Origin of the sequence: Demequina sediminis, assembly GCF_030296675.1 — a bacterium.
Lineage (GTDB): Bacteria > Actinomycetota > Actinomycetes > Actinomycetales > Demequinaceae > Demequina > Demequina sediminis.
Map to the genome: position 1 here is coordinate 774,917 of NZ_AP027736.1, position 16,646 is coordinate 791,562.

Annotated in this window: 19 protein-coding genes and 1 pseudogene; 6 read left to right on the forward strand and 14 right to left on the reverse strand. The window is 72.4% G+C overall.

Annotated features, from left to right (window positions below; translation table 11 throughout):
* Window positions 1-43: 43 nt before the first annotated feature.
* Both QUE44_RS04010 and QUE44_RS04015 read right to left on the reverse strand, forming a co-directional pair.
* Window positions 44-652: a CDP-alcohol phosphatidyltransferase family protein gene (locus QUE44_RS04010; protein ID WP_286215990.1), complete on the reverse strand. Its 609-nt coding sequence runs from the start codon at window positions 650-652 to the stop codon at window positions 44-46.
* Window positions 653-673: 21 nt separating this feature from the next.
* Window positions 674-808, reverse strand: a complete 135-nt coding sequence (locus tag QUE44_RS04015; RefSeq protein ID WP_286215992.1) for a hypothetical protein — start codon at window positions 806-808, stop codon at window positions 674-676.
* A gap of 130 nt (window positions 809-938) precedes the next feature.
* On the opposite strand from QUE44_RS04015, the gene QUE44_RS04020 reads away from it, so the two are divergent.
* Both QUE44_RS04020 and QUE44_RS04025 read left to right on the forward strand, forming a co-directional pair.
* On the forward strand, window positions 939-1,454 hold the full coding sequence (locus tag QUE44_RS04020) for a MarR family winged helix-turn-helix transcriptional regulator (RefSeq protein ID WP_286215993.1): 516 nt from the start codon (window positions 939-941) through the stop codon (window positions 1,452-1,454).
* A 36-nt stretch (window positions 1,455-1,490) separates the two neighbouring features.
* Window positions 1,491-2,591 carry an FAD-dependent oxidoreductase gene (locus QUE44_RS04025; RefSeq protein WP_286215996.1) on the forward strand — a complete coding sequence of 367 codons (1,101 nt, stop codon included), beginning with the start codon at window positions 1,491-1,493 and terminating at the stop codon, window positions 2,589-2,591.
* An 11-nt stretch (window positions 2,592-2,602) separates the two neighbouring features.
* Here the strand turns inward: QUE44_RS04025 and QUE44_RS04030 are convergent, their stop codons facing one another.
* Together QUE44_RS04030 and QUE44_RS04035 are read right to left on the reverse strand one after the other, a co-directional pair.
* Window positions 2,603-2,779: a hypothetical protein gene (locus tag QUE44_RS04030; protein WP_286215997.1), complete on the reverse strand. Its 177-nt coding sequence runs from the start codon at window positions 2,777-2,779 to the stop codon at window positions 2,603-2,605.
* Window positions 2,780-2,784: 5 nt separating this feature from the next.
* Window positions 2,785-6,039 carry a proline dehydrogenase family protein gene (locus QUE44_RS04035; protein WP_286215999.1) on the reverse strand — a complete coding sequence of 1,085 codons (3,255 nt, stop codon included), beginning with the start codon at window positions 6,037-6,039 and terminating at the stop codon, window positions 2,785-2,787.
* Window positions 6,040-6,137: 98 nt separating this feature from the next.
* On the opposite strand from QUE44_RS04035, the gene QUE44_RS04040 reads away from it, so the two are divergent.
* Window positions 6,138-7,040 carry a LysR family transcriptional regulator gene (locus QUE44_RS04040; RefSeq protein WP_286216001.1) on the forward strand — a complete coding sequence of 301 codons (903 nt, stop codon included), beginning with the start codon at window positions 6,138-6,140 and terminating at the stop codon, window positions 7,038-7,040.
* Here the strand turns inward: QUE44_RS04040 and QUE44_RS04045 are convergent.
* Entirely contained in the window at window positions 6,960-7,796 is an 837-nt protein-coding gene (locus tag QUE44_RS04045; RefSeq protein ID WP_286216003.1) for an EI24 domain-containing protein, read from the reverse strand. The two genes, QUE44_RS04040 and QUE44_RS04045, sit on opposite strands and share 81 nt — an antisense overlap.
* A gap of 64 nt (window positions 7,797-7,860) precedes the next feature.
* On the opposite strand from QUE44_RS04045, the gene QUE44_RS04050 reads away from it, so the two are divergent.
* A complete protein-coding gene (locus tag QUE44_RS04050) occupies window positions 7,861-9,273 on the forward strand; it encodes an amidohydrolase (protein WP_286216004.1) in 1,413 nt (470 codons plus the stop codon).
* Window positions 9,274-9,322: 49 nt separating this feature from the next.
* Here the strand turns inward: QUE44_RS04050 and QUE44_RS04055 are convergent, their stop codons facing one another.
* From QUE44_RS04055 to QUE44_RS04065, 3 genes are all read right to left on the reverse strand, one after another.
* On the reverse strand, window positions 9,323-9,751 hold the full coding sequence (locus tag QUE44_RS04055) for an OsmC family peroxiredoxin (RefSeq protein ID WP_286216005.1): 429 nt from the start codon (window positions 9,749-9,751) through the stop codon (window positions 9,323-9,325).
* A gap of 94 nt (window positions 9,752-9,845) precedes the next feature.
* Entirely contained in the window at window positions 9,846-10,358 is a 513-nt protein-coding gene (locus tag QUE44_RS04060; protein WP_286216006.1) for a hypothetical protein, read from the reverse strand.
* A gap of 24 nt (window positions 10,359-10,382) precedes the next feature.
* The gene (locus tag QUE44_RS04065; RefSeq protein ID WP_286216008.1) at window positions 10,383-11,231 is read right to left on the reverse strand and encodes an HAD family hydrolase; all 849 of its coding nucleotides are present in this window, start codon (window positions 11,229-11,231) and stop codon (window positions 10,383-10,385) included.
* Between the two features lie 111 nt (window positions 11,232-11,342).
* Between QUE44_RS04065 and QUE44_RS04070 the strand changes: the two genes are divergently transcribed.
* A complete protein-coding gene (locus QUE44_RS04070; RefSeq protein WP_286216009.1) occupies window positions 11,343-12,080 on the forward strand; it encodes a gamma-glutamyl-gamma-aminobutyrate hydrolase family protein in 738 nt (245 codons plus the stop codon).
* Window positions 12,081-12,146: 66 nt separating this feature from the next.
* On the opposite strand, the gene deoD is transcribed toward QUE44_RS04070, so the two are convergent.
* Together deoD and QUE44_RS04080 are read right to left on the reverse strand one after the other, a co-directional pair.
* Entirely contained in the window at window positions 12,147-12,863 is a 717-nt protein-coding gene (gene deoD, locus QUE44_RS04075) for a purine-nucleoside phosphorylase (RefSeq protein ID WP_286216010.1), read from the reverse strand.
* 9 nt (window positions 12,864-12,872) lie between these two features.
* Complete coding sequence (locus tag QUE44_RS04080) at window positions 12,873-13,094, reverse strand: hypothetical protein (RefSeq protein ID WP_286216011.1); 222 nt, start codon at window positions 13,092-13,094, stop codon at window positions 12,873-12,875.
* A 72-nt stretch (window positions 13,095-13,166) separates the two neighbouring features.
* Here QUE44_RS04080 and QUE44_RS04085 point away from each other — a divergent pair, with 72 nt between their 5' ends.
* A complete protein-coding gene (locus QUE44_RS04085; RefSeq protein WP_286216012.1) occupies window positions 13,167-13,814 on the forward strand; it encodes an alpha/beta hydrolase in 648 nt (215 codons plus the stop codon).
* A gap of 70 nt (window positions 13,815-13,884) precedes the next feature.
* On the opposite strand, the gene QUE44_RS13970 is transcribed toward QUE44_RS04085, so the two are convergent.
* The 4 genes and pseudogenes from QUE44_RS13970 to QUE44_RS04100 form a co-directional block, all read right to left on the reverse strand.
* A complete protein-coding gene (locus QUE44_RS13970) occupies window positions 13,885-14,370 on the reverse strand; it encodes an NUDIX hydrolase (protein ID WP_350226935.1) in 486 nt (161 codons plus the stop codon).
* Window positions 14,371-14,464: 94 nt separating this feature from the next.
* Window positions 14,465-14,674 (reverse strand): annotated as a pseudogene (locus QUE44_RS13975) (NUDIX hydrolase); the annotation flags it as partial.
* A 178-nt stretch (window positions 14,675-14,852) separates the two neighbouring features.
* Window positions 14,853-15,926 (reverse strand): DUF2254 domain-containing protein, encoded by a 1,074-nt coding sequence (locus QUE44_RS04095; RefSeq protein ID WP_286216013.1) that lies wholly within the window; start codon window positions 15,924-15,926, stop codon window positions 14,853-14,855.
* A gap of 79 nt (window positions 15,927-16,005) precedes the next feature.
* Window positions 16,006-16,623 carry a YitT family protein gene (locus QUE44_RS04100; protein WP_286216014.1) on the reverse strand — a complete coding sequence of 206 codons (618 nt, stop codon included), beginning with the start codon at window positions 16,621-16,623 and terminating at the stop codon, window positions 16,006-16,008.
* Window positions 16,624-16,646 lie beyond the last annotated feature (23 nt).

Below are 16,646 nucleotides of genomic sequence, written 5' to 3' on the forward strand. Positions count from 1 at the left end.
CGCGCCGCCCCGCCGGGGAACGTCGGCGCGCGAAAAGCCGGGGTCAGGCCCGGGCCTCGATGCGAGCGCGAATGTCGCGCACGTAGCCGAGTCCGGAGTACCAGTACAGGCCCGCGGCGGCGATGGCGAGCGCGATCGCGATGCCGTGCAGCACCGGAGTCTCGGGCCACGCCACGCGAGCGAGGTACGCGAGAGGGAGTGCGACATAGAGGCCGGCGGTCGCACACTTGCCCGCGAACGTGACTTGAGGGGGATCGAGCCGGTGGCGCCGCGCGATCACGAGTGCGCCCGCGACCACGACGTCCCGCGCAAGCAGCACCGCCACGAGCCACCACGGCACGATGTCCCTGATGGCGAGGCCCACGACCACGACGATCGTCAGGAGGCGGTCGGCGGCGGGATCGAGGAGCCTGCCCAACCGCGTCACCTGGCCCCATCGCCGCGCCAGGAAGCCGTCCAGGAAGTCGCTCACTCCCGCCGCGGCGAGCGCGGCGATTGCCCATCCATCGGACTCGGCGGCGAGGAGCGCGCCGAACACCACGATGAGCACGATGCGCACCATCGAGATGATGTTGGGCACGGTCCACACCGAGTCGGGCGACCGCATCGCCGACGGCGACACGTCTTGGCGGGGCTCCTCGGCGGCGGTCACGCCCGCCAGTCTAGGGGTGGCTCAGGAAGGTTGGTCCTGCTCCATGACCTTGTCCACGGTCTCGGCGGCAATGCGAGTGGCCTCGTCCTCGCTCGCGCCCCGTGCCAACTCCCTCGCCTTGATCTGCTCGAAGCGGTAGTGACGCGTGCTCGTCACGGAGTCATCGTTCATCGTGCACCTCCAGAGCTGGATACCTGGCCCTTCCACCCTAGGACGGGACGATGCCCCGCGCGAGTGGGCGGGCCCGTTCCGTGACACGCACGGTGCGCGCCTCTACGATGGGCGCGTGGAAACTCTCGGTCCCGATGCGCGCGACCTCGCGTTGTGGCGCGCGTTGGCGCTCATGGGCAGGCGTCTGGTCGCCGGTCTCGAGCAGCGCCTCCAGGCGGGAGTCGGAATCTCGGTGCCCGACCTCGACATCCTCATGGCGCTCGACGCGTCACCGGGCCGCCTGCGCGCGGGATCCCTGGGCGAGATGCTGGGCTGGGAGAAGTCGCGGATCTCTCATCACGTGTCGCGCATGGAGGCGCGCGGCCTGGTCCAGCGCGTGTCGTGCGATGAGGACCACCGCGGGACCTGGGTCGAGATCGGAGACGCCGGTCGGCTCGCCCTCGACGCGGCCCTGCCGATCTTCGCGGCCCACCTGCGCGAGGGACTCGTGGACGTGGTCCCGCAGGACGAGGCGGATGTCGTCGCGCGCGTCGCGCTGCGCGTGCTCGACGCGTCCCCCGCCACGAGTTGCCAGGCCGAGATCGACCGTCTCGGCGTCGAGTTGGGCGTGCGGGAGCCCGCCGCGTCGTGAACCGCGGCCCTCGCGTCCACGCCTAGGCTGGAGAGCATGCCCGACACCTCTGCCCGACTCGTCGACGTGGTCGTGATCGGGGCCGGACAGGCCGGCCTCGCCGTCGCCTATCACCTGCTGAGGCGCGGGGTGCAACCCGACCGGCTCATGGTGCTCGATCGCGGGCCCGGTCCCGGCGGCGCGTGGCAGCACCGGTGGCCCTCGCTCACGCTGGGTGGCACGCACCGCCTCCACGACCTGCCCGGCATGGCCGACACCGGCCTGACCTTTGCGAACGCGCCAGCTGATCGACCAGCGCGAGAGGTGGTCGCGGAGTATTACGCCGCCTACGAGCGCACTCACGGCATCGACGTGGTGCGTCCGGTGACGGTGGCGCACCTCGACAGGGATCCCGAGGGCTACCTCGTCACGTGCGCTCCGGGCAGCGCGGTCGCCGCCGTGCGCGCCCGCACCGTCGTCTCGGCCACGGGCACCTGGACCAGCCCTCGCATCCCGCTCGTGTGGGGCCGGGAGCGCTTCCGTGGACGCCAGGTCACCACCGCGGACTACGCGAGCGCCAGGGAGTTTGAGGGTCGCCGGGTCGCGGTGGTGGGCGGCGGGACGTCCGCGCTCACGTTCCTCGACGAGCTCGCCGCCGTGGGGGCATCAACCCTGTGGTTTACCCGCCGGGTCCCGACTTTCCACGACGAGGAGGTCGAGCTGTCCCCCGAGCGCGGCCGCGTCGCGGTCGCGATCCAGGACGAGGCCGCGCGTGCGGGCCGTCCCCTCCCCTCGATCGTGTCCGTCACGGGTCTCCCCCGCTCCGCCCTGGTGCGTCGGCTCGAGTCCGCCGGCCGGCTCGTGCGCCACCCCATGTTCACCGCGATGACCGAGACCGGCCTCGTGATGCGCAACGGGACGGAGCTCGCGGTCGACGCCGTGATCTGGGCCACGGGGTTCCGGCCGGAGATCTCTCACCTTCGCCCGCTCGGGGTGGTTGGCGAGACGGGTGGGATCGCTGTCGAGGACGGCGGCGTGGTCGGCGAGCCGGGGCTGTTCCTCGCCGGCTACGGGCCGCAGGCGAGCACCCTGTCCTCCAATCGCGCGGCACGCGTGACGGCCCGCAAGGTGGTCGACCACCTCGCGACGATCTCCTAGCAGGCAATCGCCTAGCGGTCGGCGCCGGCGAGCGCGGAATCGGCACCCGCCCACGGCGTGCCGAAGCGGTGCGCCGTGACCGCCACGGCCTGCTCCTTGAGGAACGGCAGCAGTTCGAGTTCCGGTGCACCCGTCACCGGCGCGTCGTACACGGCGAGGTCGACGCGCTGGGCGCACGCGGCGCCCACCGTCCTCACCCTGGACTCAAGCCCCCGGCACGAAGGCGGGCGACCAGGGCATCGTCGCTCTCGACGGTCACCGTGAGTCCCGCCGTCGCGAGCCGCGTGGAGAGCCCGGCGGGAGGCTCCGCCACGCACGACACCCCGCCCGCGCCGCCCGCGCGCAGGCGCGCGGCACACACGCGGAGGAGGTCATCCGTGTCACCGCAGTCCCAGCGAATCTCCGTCGCGGCGGGCACGTAGCGCAGCAGGTTGCGCTCCGCGGCCAGCCCGGAGAGATCGGTGGCGCAACCGAAGCGATCGCCCCAAGCGTGGGCGTCAGCGGCCGCCGCGGACACGACCCAGGGCGCGGCGCCCTCGAGGAGTCGCTCGACGGTGGGCTCGAGTGATGGCCGGTCCATGTGTGAGAACCCCGCCAGCGGGGACTCGTCGCGCTCCCAACCCGTGAGTGCCGCGACGTAGGACGGCCCGCCCGCCTTGGCGGAGGGACCGACGACCGAGGCCTTCCATCCTCCGAAGGGCTGGCGCTGCACGATCGCCCCGGTGATCCCGCGATTGACGTAGAGGTTGCCCGCCTCGACGCGCGACAGCCACCGCGCGATCTCGTGCGCGTCGAGGCTGTGCAGGCCGGCGGTGAGCCCATAGTCGACGCCGTTCTGCAACGCGATAGCGTCGTCGAGGGTGTCCGCGGTCATCAGGCCCAGCACCGGACCAAAGCACTCGGTCCGATGGAACCACGACCCCGGCGCGACCCCCACGCGCACGCCGGGGGTCCACTGCAGGCCGTCCGCATCGAGCCGCCGCGGCTCGACGAGCCAGCGCTCGCCCGGCTCGAGAGAGGTCAGCGCGCGTGCGAGCTTGCCGTGCGCCCGCTCGATGAGGGGACCCACCTGGGTCGACGGGTCGTGTGCGGTGCCCACCGTGAGCGACCTCACCGCGTCCTCGAGCTGGGCCAGGAAGCGCCGCGAACGGGCCACGGAGCCCACCACAATGGCGAGCGAGGCCGCGGAGCACTTCTGTCCCGCGTGTCCGAAGGCCGACTGCACGACGTCCCGCACGGCCAGGTCGAGGTCGGCGCTCGGCGTGATGACGATCGCGTTCTTGCCGGAGGTCTCGGCGAAGAGGCGCACTCCCGGACGGAGCCGGTGGAAGAGCGCGGCGGTCTCGTGCGCACCCGTGAGAATCACCTGATCGACGCCCGGGGCGGTCAGTAGCGCCGCACCCACGCCCCGCTCGAGACCCGAGGCGTCGACGTGGGCGAGCCGCAACGCGTCCGAGGGCACGCCCGCGTCCCATAGGGTCTCCGCCAACACTGCGGCGCAGCGGGCGGATTGCTCCGCGGGCTTGAGGACGACGGCCGATCCGGCCGCGAGCGCGGCGAGCGTCGACCCCGCGGGAATCGCGACGGGGAAGTTCCATGGCGGGGTCACCACGGTCACCTCGCGCGGTACCGGTCGCGCGCCGCGCATGCGCGAAAGTGCCTCTCCCCTGATCGCGTAGTAGTGCGCGAAGTCGACCGCCTCCGACACCTCCGGATCCGCCTGGTCGAGCGTCTTGCCGGACTCGGCCATCATGACGGCGCACAGGTCGGCCCTGCGGGTCTCGAGTGCACGTCCCACGGCGTGCAGCACCGCTGCACGCTCGCCGGGATCCCTCGACCACCACCACGCTGCGCCTCGCCGCGTGGCGGCGACGGCCGCTCGTGCCTCGGCGGCGGTGGTGACGCGTGCGGTGGCCAGCGTGGCCTCTCCCGCATGGGAGTCGCGCGCGAGCGCGACGACGCGCCCGGCCCACTCGCGCCCCGCGGGCACCGAGGGGTCGGTGTCGGCGGCGTTGCGAAAGCCGCCCGTCCCTCCGGGCGACGCGGGCGGTGCCCCGGCCCCGGCATCGTTCCCACGAGCGCGGTGAGACGCGACAGTGGGCACGGCCGCCGCGGCGAGCGAGCGCGTGAATCGCTCCTCTTCAAGGCGGAATGCCTCGTCCGGGTTGAGGCGCGCGAGGGAGGCGACGAAGTTCTGCGGACTCGCGACCTCCTCGAGCCGACGCACCAGGTAGGCGAGGGCCACGTCGAACTCGGCGGGATGCACCACAGGCGTGTAGAGGCGCACCGGACCGGCGTCCCTGGCCACCGCGGGCGCCACGGCATCGCCCATACCGAGCAGCATCTCGACGTCGCACAGGTCGCTCACGCCCCGCTCGCGCGCGGTGAGCACGGCGTGCGCGAGGTCGAACAGGTTGTGCCCCGCAATCCCGATCCGCACCGCGGCGGTGCGTTCGGGTGTGAGGGCATAGTCGAGCACGCGCAGGTAGTGCGCGTCCGTCTCCTCCTTGGAGTGCCACGTCGCGAGCGGCCAGCCGTGGAGCTCGGCGTCGACCCGCTCCATGGACAGGTTGGCGCCCTTGACCACGCGGACCTTGATCGGGGCGCCTCCCCGTGAGACGCGTCGCGCGGCCCACTCCTGCAGTCGAACCATGGCCCCGAGCGCGTCCGGCAGATACGCCTGCACCACGACGCCCGCGGTGAGTCGCTCCAGGCCCGGCCGGTCGAGGAGGCGCATGAAGACCGCGAGCGTCACGTCGAGGTCGCGGTACTCCTCCATATCGAGATTGACGAAAGCGTCGCCCTTGAGTGCGGCGTCCTCGAAGAGGGGCGCGAGCCGCTCCGTGACCGCATCGACGGTCGCGTCGAACGCCCACGGCGAGTGCGGCGCGACCGCGGCGGACACCTTGATCGAGACGTAGTCGACGTCCTCGCGCGCGAGCAGTGCCCTCGTGCGCTCGAGGCGCCTGTCCGCCTCACGAGCGCCCATGACCGCCTCGCCGAGCAGGTTGAGGTTGAGCCGCGTGCCGTCCGCGCGCAGCCGCCCGATCGCGCGTCCCAGTCGGGCATCCGTCGCGTCGATCACGAGGTGACCGACCAGGGCGCGCACCACGCGCCTGCACGCGCGGATCACCGTGCGCGGTGCGAGCCTCGACACGGGGGCTCCGACCCGCATCCCCCATCGCAGCGGCCACGGCACCGCGCCCGGCGTGCGCGTCGCGAGCGCGCGCAGGGACCGCGCGGCGGCGACGGCGTCCTCGGGGCGCACCACGGTGTCGACGAAGGCGGTGAGGAAGGGCAACCCGCTCGGGTCGCGCAGCATTCTCTCGAGGAGGCGCGAAGGACCACTCACGCGCGCGGAGGACGCGGCCTCGAGCCACGTCCTCACCAGCGCGGAGACGTCCTCCGCGGTATGCGTGGACGGGGGCGTACGGCGTGCGGTCGTCATGGTGCTCCTCTCCCCTGGGCCCAGTCTGAGTCGGCGTTTGATGAAGCACCAGCAAGCAGTTCTCACGCTCAACCATTAGTGGTGCTTACGATGGGACGATGCTGGATCTCGCGAGGCTCGTGGCGCTGCGGGAGCTTGCGCTGCGCGGCACGATCGCGGCCGCCGCCGAGGCCATGGGCTATACGCCGTCCGCGGTGTCCCAGCAGATCGCGGCTCTCGAACGCGACGCGGGCGTGGCGCTCACGTCTCGGTCGGGGCGGCGGCTGGTGCTGACACCGGCGGGACAGCGGCTCGTCACGCGAACCCACGCGCTCCTCGACGCCATCGAGGCGGCCGAGTCCGAGCTGCGCGACGCAGGACCCGAACCGACGGGCACCGTGCGGCTCGCGGTCTTCCAGTCGGCGGCGCTCACGCTGGTCGCAGGGACGATGCTCCGGCTGAGGGCCTCGCACCCCGCCCTGCGGGTGACGGTCACCCAAACGGAGCCCGGCGCGGCCCTCGCGGACGTGTGGGCCCGCGAGTTCGACCTGGTGGTCGCGGAGGAGTATCCCCACCACGCGGCGCCGCACTACCCGGGGGTGGTGAGGCGGCCGCTCGTGAGCGACGAGCTCCGCCTCGCGGTGGGCGGCGAGTGGGTCGACATTGACGCGATCGCGCAGCTCGCCGCCGCGCCGTGGGTCATGGAGCCGCCGGGGACCGCCACGCGTCACTTCGCCGAGCAGACGTGTCGGCTCGCGGGCTTCGAGCCCGAGGTGCGGTTCTCGACGTCGGACCTGCAGGCTCACCTCATGCTCGTCGAACGTGGACTGGCGGTCGCGATCCTGCCCGGACTCATGGCGGGTCGCGCGTCACCCGCAGTGCGGTTGGTCCCGCTTCAGGGCCGCCCCCGCCGCACGGTGTTCAGCGCGATGCGCGCGTCGTCACTCGTCGACCCCGCGGTCGACGCCGTGCGTGCCGCCCTCGAGGCGGAGGCCAGGGAGTCCGGACCCGGCCGAGGCTGAGGGTGAGGTGACCTGCCGCGCGAGCATCGTCGCCCCCACCATCGCCGCGGGCATCGCCACCACGGCGCCCAACGGCAGCAGGAAGGTCAGGAAAACGCAGGCTCCGAACACCACGGTCCGGGTCCTGAGGGGACGCAGCGCCGCGATGCGCTCGTGCCGCGACACGATCCCGCGCCGCGCCAAGGGATACGCGGTGAGCTCGATCGCGAGCAGGCGCCCTCCTACGAGCGCTCCGAGCACGAACGCGGTCGGCGAGCCGACGACGGGCACCAGCCCCACCGCGAGAAGTCCGAGAGACACGCCGATCGAGATCGCGACCGTCACCACCGACTCCCCCGCTCCCCTCACGAGCGCGCGGTGCCACGGCTCCTCGGGCGCGGGGTGCTCGAGACCTCCCAGGCTGTCGTCGACGCGGCGGGAGATCGCCTCGAAGAACGGCTGACCGATCGCGAGCGTGACCGTCGCGAAGAGTGCGACTGACACGAGCGTGGAGGCCGCGAGGACCGCGATCGCCGCCGTCGCCGCGACGACGTCCGCAAGCGTGCCGCCGTCCACGCCCACGCCCGACGCGATCGCGCGGCCGATCTCCCCCACGTTGATGAGCAGCACGCCCAACAGCACCCCGACGATCACGGCCGTGACGATCGACGGCACCGCACCCATCACGAGCAGGCGCGGCGTGCGCACCCACGCCCTGGCGCCGGAAAAGGCGAGAGTGATGCCCGCGCGGGTCTCGGTCAGGACACGTGCGGCCATGGCGCAGACTCTAGCTCTCGCGGCACTACAGTGGCGCGCGTTGCCCTCACCGACGGGAGCCCTCATGCATGATCTGATCCTGCGCCACGCGCGCGTGCACGCGGACGCGGGGCCGGTCGAGATTGCGATCGCCGACGGGGTGATCGTTGCGGTCGGCGAGAACGTGGGACCCGGCCGTGAACAGATCGATCTCGACGGGCGCGCGGTCATCCCCGGGCTGTGGGACGCCCACGTGCACTTCTCGCAATGGGCGCGCACGCGCACGCGCCTCGACGTGTCCGCGGCGGAGTCCGTGGCGCATGCGGCGGCGCTCGTGCGCGCCGTGCCGCACGACGGCCTCGTGGTCGGTTTCGGCTTTCGGTGGGCGACGTGGCCGGAGCCGCCCACGGCCAAGGCGCTGGATGCGGCGCGGGCCGCCCCCACGGTGCTGGTGAGCGGCGACCTTCACACGACGTGGGTCAACACCGCAGCGGCGCGCGAGTTGGGGAGCCGTCCGGGACTCCTGCGCGAGGACGAGGCCTTCGCGGCGCAGCGTGCGCTCGACACCTCGCCGGTGCCGCCTCCCGTGATCGCCGATGCCGTCCGCGCGGCCTCCGCGCGAGGCGTCGTGGGAATCGTCGACCTCGAGCTCGCCGACAACGTCGAGTCGTGGGCGGCTCGCATCGCGTCCGGCGTCGACGGTCTGCGGGTCATCGCCGGCTTCTACGAGGACCTGCTCGACGCCCGCGTCGAGGCGGCCGCTCGCACGGGCGATGCGGTCGAGGGCTGTCGCGGCCTGCTCCGCCACGGCCCCCTCAAGGTCATCACGGACGGCTCGCTCAATACCCGCACCGCGCACTGCGTGCGGCCCTACGGCGGCGGCGGGGTCGGGGTGCAGAACGTCGACGCCACCCGCCTCCGCGCGCTCATGGCGCGCGCCCACGCGGCCGGCATCGAGTCGGCGATCCACGCCATTGGCGACCGCGCCAACTCCATCGCGCTGGACGCCTTCGAGTTCACGGGGGCACGCGGCAGCATCGAGCACGCTCAGCTGCTCGAGGACGCGGACGTCGCGCGATTTGCACGGCTGGGCGTCACGGCGAGCGTGCAGCCTGAACACGCCCTCGACGACCGCGACGTCGCCGATGACCTGTGGCCCGACCGCACCCATCGGGCCTTCGCGTTGCGGTCGCTACGTGACGCCGGGGCCCGCATCGTGCTCGGGTCGGACGCCCCCGTCGCGCCGCTCGATCCGTGGATCGCGATCTCGGCGGCCGTGTCGCGCGCACGGGACGGTCGCGCCGCGTGGCATCCCGAGCAGCGCATCGGCGTCGACGAGGCCCTCGGGATGAGCACGCGAACGTCTCTCGTTCCCGGCCAGCCCGCCGACATCGTCGCGCTGGACGCGTCCCTTGGGGACACGGATCCGCTGGCGCTGCGCACGCAGGCGGTCGCGTTGACCATGGTGGGCGGGCGTGTGACTCACGACGCGCGATAGGCCGCGCGAACGCGCGGCCCTCGCGCGCCGCACCCGCGGCGGGAGGGCCCTACTCGACCAGGGTCGCCCCGGCCAGCGTGATCGTGATTCCCGCCAACGCCTGCGACACGGGGCAGCCCTCCTTGGCCTCGTGCGCGAACCGCGCGAAGGCATCCTGGTCGAGGCCAGGGACCTTGCCCCGCACGTGGAGCTCGCTCTCCGTGACGCCGGTCCCCGGCACGAACGAGACGCGCGCGTCGACGAACAGCTCCGCCGGCGGCGTGCCGTTGCCCTCGAGCGCGTGCGAGAGCGCCATCGAGAAGCACGCCGAGTGAGCGGCAGCGAGCAACTCCTCCGGCGTGGTCGTGGACTCCGAGCCCTCGGAGCGCGCCTTCCAGTTGACCGCGAACTCGCCGGTGCCCGAGGCAAGCGCCACGCGACCCGATCCGTCCGAAAGCCCGCCGTTCCACGTGGCCTGTGCCTCGCTCGTGACTGCCATGGTGCCTCCCCGCACTCGTTGGTCCCTCCTCTCTAGCATCCCCGACCGCGTCGCACCACCCGACCGCCGCGTTTCAGGCATGCTCAACCATGGCTCAGCCTTGTGTCACGCCGGAACTCGCCGTGGCGTCCACGCGCGTCCGCGCGGGCATCACGCAGGAGTTCTCGCGGCGCACGCGGGCCACGAATGCCCACGCGAGCAGCACGACGGCGCCGCCCGCGAGATAGGGCTGGAGGGGCTCGAAGAACTGGATCGCACCGGTGTAGCCCAGGGCGAGCAGCACGAGCTTGTTGCACACGGGGCATCCCACCGCGAAGAACGTGACGAATGCGCCGGCCATGCCCAGTCGCCCGTCCCTGCGCACGCGCGCCTCCTCGGGGGTCGCGACGTACGTGGCCGTGAGCAGCCCCGAGAGCACGGCGGAGAGCGCAAGGGCCCAGTAGGACCACGCGGTCGGCGGGATCTCACGACCGAAGACCGGCGTGGGGATCAGCGCCGTCGGGATCGCGATCGCGAGGTAGGTGGCTACGGCGGTGGCGGCGGCCACGATCCATCGGCGCACCGGCCACGCGCGGAGGGAGGCGGCGACAGAGGAGGGAGCGTCCATCGCGCCACTATACCCGGAGGGGTATTACAAGAGTGGGTGGTCGAGCAGTCTGCGCAGCGTCACGATCACGCCCGACTGGTCGTTCGACGGCGCGAGATAGCGCGCGCGGTCGGCCACTTCCGGATGGGCGTTGGCCATCGCGAAGGACAGCTCCGAGGCGTCCAGCATCTCGAGGTCGTTGAGGTAGTCACCAAAGACGACCGTCTGCGCCGGCGTCACGCCGAGCGCCTCCTGCAGCCGCCTCACCGCGACCCCCTTGTCGACGCCCGCGCCCATGATGTCGATCCAGTGGCGGTCGGACACGACCATCTTGAGGTCGCCGTCGAAGCGCGCCAGCACGGGCGCCGTGTCGTGCGCGGCATCCCCGAAGTCGTACACCGCGACCTTGAGGAAGTCGTCGTCGACCGCCGTGAGGTCCTCGACGATCTCGAGCGCCGCGTAGTAGGGCGTGCAGCGGGACACGAAGGCCTCATCGGTGCGCTCGACGTAGGCCGCGCGCTTGCCGCACACGACCGCGCCCACGTCGTATCCCGCGCCGGCGTGGCGGCGCACCGCCGCGACCACCTCGCGCACGGCATCGGCCGGCAGCGTCGACGACGACACCTCGACTCCCCCGCGGGTCACGTAGGAACCGTTCTCCGCGATCACCACGAGGTCCTCGCCGAGCCTGTCGAACTGTCGCGCGAGCGTCGCATGCTGGCGCCCCGAGGCCGGGGCGAACACGATTCCGCGCTCGCGCATGTGATCGACCAGCGGCCACAGGGCATCCGGGATCCGCTTCGCCGCATCGAGCAGCGTGCCGTCCATGTCGCACACCACGAGGCGGATGTCGTGGGGGCCCTCGGGCACGTGGAACGAGTCGGGGTGGAGCATCTGCCCTCCAGGGTCGTGGCTCGCACCAGCCTAGCCGTGGCGGAACCCGCCCGGCCGACACGCTAGATTCGCCGCAGGGGCTCGGCGCCCCTGGGATGGGGGTGACGGCCAATGGTGGCATTTTCCGAGACGGCGAGCGTCGACACTCCGGTGATCGGCGTGACGTCCTACGTCGAGCGGTCGCGCACGGGCATCTGGGATCAGGAGGCAGTGTGGCTTCCCGACGCCTACGTCGCGCCCGTGCGCGCGGCGGGTGCCGTGACCGTGGTGCTGCCCGAGCAGGACCCGAGCCTCGCGGCCGCGGCGCTGTCGCGTGTCGATGGGCTCTACCTGACGGGCGGCTACGACGTCGATCCGGCCGCATACGGGGCCGCGCCCCACGAGCGCTGCGACGAGCCGCGACCCGCACGTGACGCGTGGGAGATCGCGCTCGTCAAGGAGGCCTCCGCCCTCGGTATCCCCGTCCTCGGCGTGTGCAGGGGTGCGCAACTCCTCAACGTCGCCCGCGGAGGCACGCTCCACCAGCACGTGCCCGATGTCGTGGGACACGACGACTACCAGCGCGGAGACGCGGTGTTCCGACACCTGGGTGTGAGCGTCCTGCCCGACACGCTGCTCGCGACCGTCCACCCTCTCGAACGCGACGTGCCGATGTACCACCATCAGGCGATCGACCGTCTCGGGGAGGGACTGGTGGTGTCGGCGCGCAGCGTGCACGGACTCATCGAGGCGATCGAGGATCCTGAGCAGGTCTTCTGCCTCGCGGTGCAGTGGCATCCCGAGCACGACGACCTCACGTCCCTGTGGGAGGGCTTCGTGGCCGCCGCACGCATGAGGGTCGGCCGGTAGCGACACGGCTGGTGGCGCCGCGCGACGATGCGGCTCCACCGTGAGCCCGACGACGCGACCGCCTACCTACACGGAGAGCGCGATCCTCACGGCGGTGTCGAAGCGCGTCTCGCGTTCCTCGGCCGTCATGCTCTCCCCCGTGACGAGGTGGTCCGAGACCGTCACGATCGCGAGCGTGCGCACGCCCTCCGCGGCGCCGACGGCGTAGAGCGCGGCCGCCTCCATCTCCACCGCGAGGGTGCCGTGAGCGGTGAGCGCGGCCGTGAGCGCGGGGCGTTCGAGATAGAAGTGATCGCTCGTGAACACCGCACCCGCATGCACCCGCACGGGAGTCTCGAGGTCTTCACCGAGCGTGGCCGCGGCGTCGACGGCGGCGCGCGCGAGCCCAAAGTCGGCCAGGTGGCTGAAGTGCACCCCGGGGATCCGGCTCGCGGTCATGCCCGAGTCGGTGTGCGCGCCGGTCGCGATGATGACGTCGCTCACCGCCACGCCCGCGCTCATCGCGCCCGCGGTGCCCACGCGCACGATCTGCTCGACGCCGTACTCGCGCGCCAGTTCCGTCGCGTAGATGGTCATCGACGGCCCGCCCATGCCGGAGGCCATCGCGGTGACGCGGCGCCCCTGCCAGGTGCCGGTGAAGCCCAGGATGCCCCGCACATCCGTGACGAGCACGGCATCCTCGAGGTAGTCGGAGGCGATGCGGGCAGCCCGGCGAGGGTCTCCCGGCATGACGACGATGGGTGCGATCTCTCCGCGAGCGGCACGGATGTGAGGAGTGGGCATCACCCCAGCCTAGAGCCGCGCCTTCCAGTGGAACTCGCCGCCGATCGCCTCGCCCATGGCCTTCATCGCGTTGGCGATCGTGGTCTGGTACGTGCGAGATTCCTCGGTGGTCGCGACCTCCGCCTTCGCGCGTGCGCCACTCTCGTGATGCGCGAGGTAGGCGACGATCCGCTCGCGCTCGACGCGCCTCTGCTCGGTGGCTGCGGCGTCGGGTGCCGGGGTGTCGGTCATGGGAGCCTCCTTCGAGGGTGAATCGTATGCGAGCCGCGCGGTTGTGGCTCGAGCGCCCGCGATACTGGGCGCATGACCCTGCGCGCACTCTACGGCCCCGGCTGGTCTCCCTCGGGCGACTCCCCCGTCGCGGTCCTCCTCCACGGCTACGGCTCGCACGAGCGTGACCTCCCCGGTCTCGCCCGCTGGCTCCCGCCCACGCTTCCGTGGGCGTCGCTGCGCGCTCCGCTCGAGACCGGCTATGGCGGGGCGGCATGGTTTCCCCTGTCCCCCGACGGTGGCATGGATGCCGCGTCGATCACCGCGGCGACGCGGGCAGTATGGGCGTGGGTGGACGATGCTGTGGGCACCGACGCGCCAATCGTGCCGGTGGGCTTCTCGCAGGGCGGCATGATGGCTCTTCAGCTGCTGCGCACGCGGCCCGAGCGCGTGCTCGCTCCCGTCGTGCTCGCGGGGTTCGTTCCCGACCATGCGCAGCCCGCCGACGAGGACCTTGCTCGGTTGCGCCCGCCGGTCTTCTGGGGCAGGGGTGACGCCGACCCGGTCATCTGGCCGGAGGCCATCGCGCGCACGCGCGCGTTCCTCGACGGCCACGCGACAGTGACAGCTCGTATCTATCCCGGGATGGGGCACACGATCACCGAGGAGGAGATCGCCGACGTCCGCGACTTCCTCGACGCGCACCTCCCCCGGACGGTCGCGGGCACTCAGCCGAACTGATCGAGGAGCCAGCGCGCGCCGACCACGCTGGCGTCCGCCTCGACGCGCGCGCGCAGCCCGCGGTCGCTCGTCACCACCGTGACCTGGTGTCCCGAGCCGGCGAGCTCGCTCGCCACCGCGGCCAGGGTGTCGTCGCCACTGCCCTGCGCGCGGCGCACGTCGAGCGCGGTCGGGGCGGCGATGTCGCGGGCGTCCCCTCGATCACCGCGACGATGCGCGGGAACCACCCGTGAAGGGGTAGCGACAGCGCCCCCGCAGGGACCGGCGACGCCGCGAGGTTCGCGAGCCGCTCGAGGTGACGCAGCGCCGCCCCGGCGCGATCCTGCCACCACCCATCGGGAACGGCTCCCACGACGTTCGCGACGTCGACCACGATCACGGGGCGCACCCCGAGCGCCTCGCGCAGCGCGGGCCAGGCCGCGGCGAAGCCGGGGTGCAGCGCGAGCCCGGAGACCTCGTCCGTCGGCACCCACGCGAGCGCGATGCTCTCGGCATCGGCCGCGACGGGATCGAACTCGGCGATGACGTCGGCCATCACGGTCGTGTACGTCCACACCTCGCGATCGGAGACATGCAGCGCCCGGGGGCGATCGCCCCGGGGGAACACCGGCCTCCTCGCTCGACTCCCGCAGCGCGCCGGCCAAGGGGCCTTCGTCGGCGTGGAGCGCGCCACCCGGAATCCCCCACGTCCCTCCGTGGTGGCTCCACTGCGCGCGGTGCTGGAGCAGCACGCCGCGGCGGTCGTCGATCGCGAGCAGCCCCGCGGCGCCGAAGGCGCCCCAGTAGCGCGCCCCGTCGGAAGCGACCACCCAGGCGTCGCCGGGGTTGCGGTCCGCAGGAAGGGGCGGCGGCACGCTCACGCCGGTGCCTCCCCGCGCGCCGCGCGTGCGGCGGACTCGATCACGGCCCGATCGCGCGGGTCGGTGAGAGCGTCGAGCGCACGGCGCTCCGCACGCCGCGAGGCCTCCCTGAGGTCGGAGGCCTCCGGCTCGTCCGCATTCGCCGCCAGTGCGCCGACGACCTTCTGCAGGCGCAGTCCTACCTCGATGGTCCCCGCGCCGTCGCGCGCCAGGGGCGCAGCGCGTCCTCGAGGAGGTCCGCGAACAGGACGGCGGGCACGTGTACGCGGCACTCCGTGGGCGGGGCCGCGTCGGGGGCGGTCTCGAGAATGGCCGCCACCGTCCGGTGGATCGCATTAAGCGCCTCGATCGCCGTGCCGGGATCGTTGACCGCGGGCGACAGTGCGCGACTTCCGATCTCGGCGAGGGCGACGAGTCCGAGTCGGGGGTCCTGCTCGTAGGTCCGGTGGCGCTCGATCAGCACCGCGCTCCTGATCGCGTCCGCGAGTGCGTCCTGGTCGGCGCCCTCGACGCGCGCGAGCGGTTCGCCCCGACCGACGGCCGCGCCGGGCCTGAGCAGGAGGTGGATCACGGCGTCATGAGACGCGGCGGCGCGCTCGAGCGCGGCCACATCGAGTGCCGTCACGATTCCGGTGGCGGCCGCGTGCACGGTCCAGGCAGAGTGCGGCACGGTCACGGGTGCCGCCGCCCCGAGGTGAGGGTCGCGCATCGCCGCGCAGGCCGCGTCGCGCGCGGCGTCCTCCACCCGGTCGAGCACGTCCGCCATGCGGCCGAAGGTGACGAGGTGATGAATCCACCGCAGCAGCGTGACCACGACGATGCCGATGACGAGCAGGGTGCCCGCGTACATCAGCACGCGCCCCTGCTCGCCGTAGTACTCGGTCGACAGCGCCGCGATGCCCACGACCGAGAACACGAAGGCGCCGAGGAAGGTCGACAGCGCGCGCTGTGAGGTCTGGTCCTCGACAAGCAGCTGCGTCGCGCGCGGGGTCGAGGCGGCCGCGGCCGAGGCGTATGCCGAGATCATGGCCGTGAGAGAGAACGTGGTCACCGCGAGCATCGACGTCGCGAGGATCTCGAGCAGCGTCTGCACCGAGTCTTGGCCGAGGTCGACCTCGACCGAGGACGGCACCCACGAGCTCGCGGCTCCCGCAAGCAACGCGAGCGCGACGGCCCCCAGCGCGAACGCGACCAGGCGCAGGCCAATCCTGCGTGTGCTCCTCGCGATGAGCATCGTCCACCATGCCCTCATGCCTCACCCCCGGTGTCTGCCGACCATCCTGCCCGCGCGACCGCGGCCTCCGCGACTCGCCGCGCGGACACGACATGGCTCAGCCGAAGTAGCGTCCCGGGCGGTGGTTGATCGCGACCACGAGGTTGAGGACCACCGCGCCGATGATCGAGCACACCAGGATCCACGGGTCGACGAGCGCGACCGAACCCACGACGATCACGAGGTCGATCGCGCCCTGGACGTAGCCGGCGCGCCACCCGCGGGACGACTGCAGGTACTGCGCGAGGATGCCGAAGCCGCCCGCGCTGGCCCCGTGGCGGAACAGCACGAGCATGCCGGTCCCGACGGCGAGGCCGGCGAAGATCGCGGCGTACAGGGGCGACAGCGAGGACACGTCGATGTAGAGCGGGTGCAGGCTCACCCCGACCGAGATCAGCGCGACCGACACGAGGGTCTTGAGAGTGAATCGCCAGCCCATGCGGCGCAGCGCGAGGAAGTAGAACGGCACGTTGAGCACGAAGAACACCGCGCCGACCGACCAGTGGCCGAGGTAGCTCGCGAGGAACGCGACGCCCGCGATGCCTCCCGTGACGCCGTCGATCGCGTGCAGGAGGTACATGCCCCACGACAACAGAAACGCGCCGGTGGGGATCGCGAGCGCATCCTCGAGAAGCGAGTGGGGCCTGATCTCGACGGGCGGCTCGATGACGGTCACGGGTGCTCCTCGCGGGCGGTGGG

Coding starts and splice junctions, on each gene's coding strand:
- QUE44_RS04035 (WP_286215999.1), bottom strand. CDS start 6,039: ATGACGACCGCACGCCGTACGCCCCCGTCCACGCATACCGCGGAGGAC.
- QUE44_RS04055 (WP_286216005.1), bottom strand. CDS start 9,751: ATGGCAGTCACGAGCGAGGCACAGGCCACGTGGAACGGCGGGCTTTCG.
- QUE44_RS04085 (WP_286216012.1), top strand. CDS start 13,167: ATGACCCTGCGCGCACTCTACGGCCCCGGCTGGTCTCCCTCGGGCGAC.
- QUE44_RS04070 (WP_286216009.1), top strand. CDS start 11,343: ATGGTGGCATTTTCCGAGACGGCGAGCGTCGACACTCCGGTGATCGGC.
- QUE44_RS04095 (WP_286216013.1), bottom strand. CDS start 15,926: ATGAGGGCATGGTGGACGATGCTCATCGCGAGGAGCACACGCAGGATT.
- QUE44_RS04040 (WP_286216001.1), top strand. CDS start 6,138: ATGCTGGATCTCGCGAGGCTCGTGGCGCTGCGGGAGCTTGCGCTGCGC.
- QUE44_RS04025 (WP_286215996.1), top strand. CDS start 1,491: ATGCCCGACACCTCTGCCCGACTCGTCGACGTGGTCGTGATCGGGGCC.
- QUE44_RS04060 (WP_286216006.1), bottom strand. CDS start 10,358: ATGGACGCTCCCTCCTCTGTCGCCGCCTCCCTCCGCGCGTGGCCGGTG.
- deoD (WP_286216010.1), bottom strand. CDS start 12,863: ATGCCCACTCCTCACATCCGTGCCGCTCGCGGAGAGATCGCACCCATC.
- QUE44_RS04050 (WP_286216004.1), top strand. CDS start 7,861: ATGCATGATCTGATCCTGCGCCACGCGCGCGTGCACGCGGACGCGGGG.
- QUE44_RS04045 (WP_286216003.1), bottom strand. CDS start 7,796: ATGGCCGCACGTGTCCTGACCGAGACCCGCGCGGGCATCACTCTCGCC.
- QUE44_RS04080 (WP_286216011.1), bottom strand. CDS start 13,094: ATGACCGACACCCCGGCACCCGACGCCGCAGCCACCGAGCAGAGGCGC.
- QUE44_RS04065 (WP_286216008.1), bottom strand. CDS start 11,231: ATGCTCCACCCCGACTCGTTCCACGTGCCCGAGGGCCCCCACGACATC.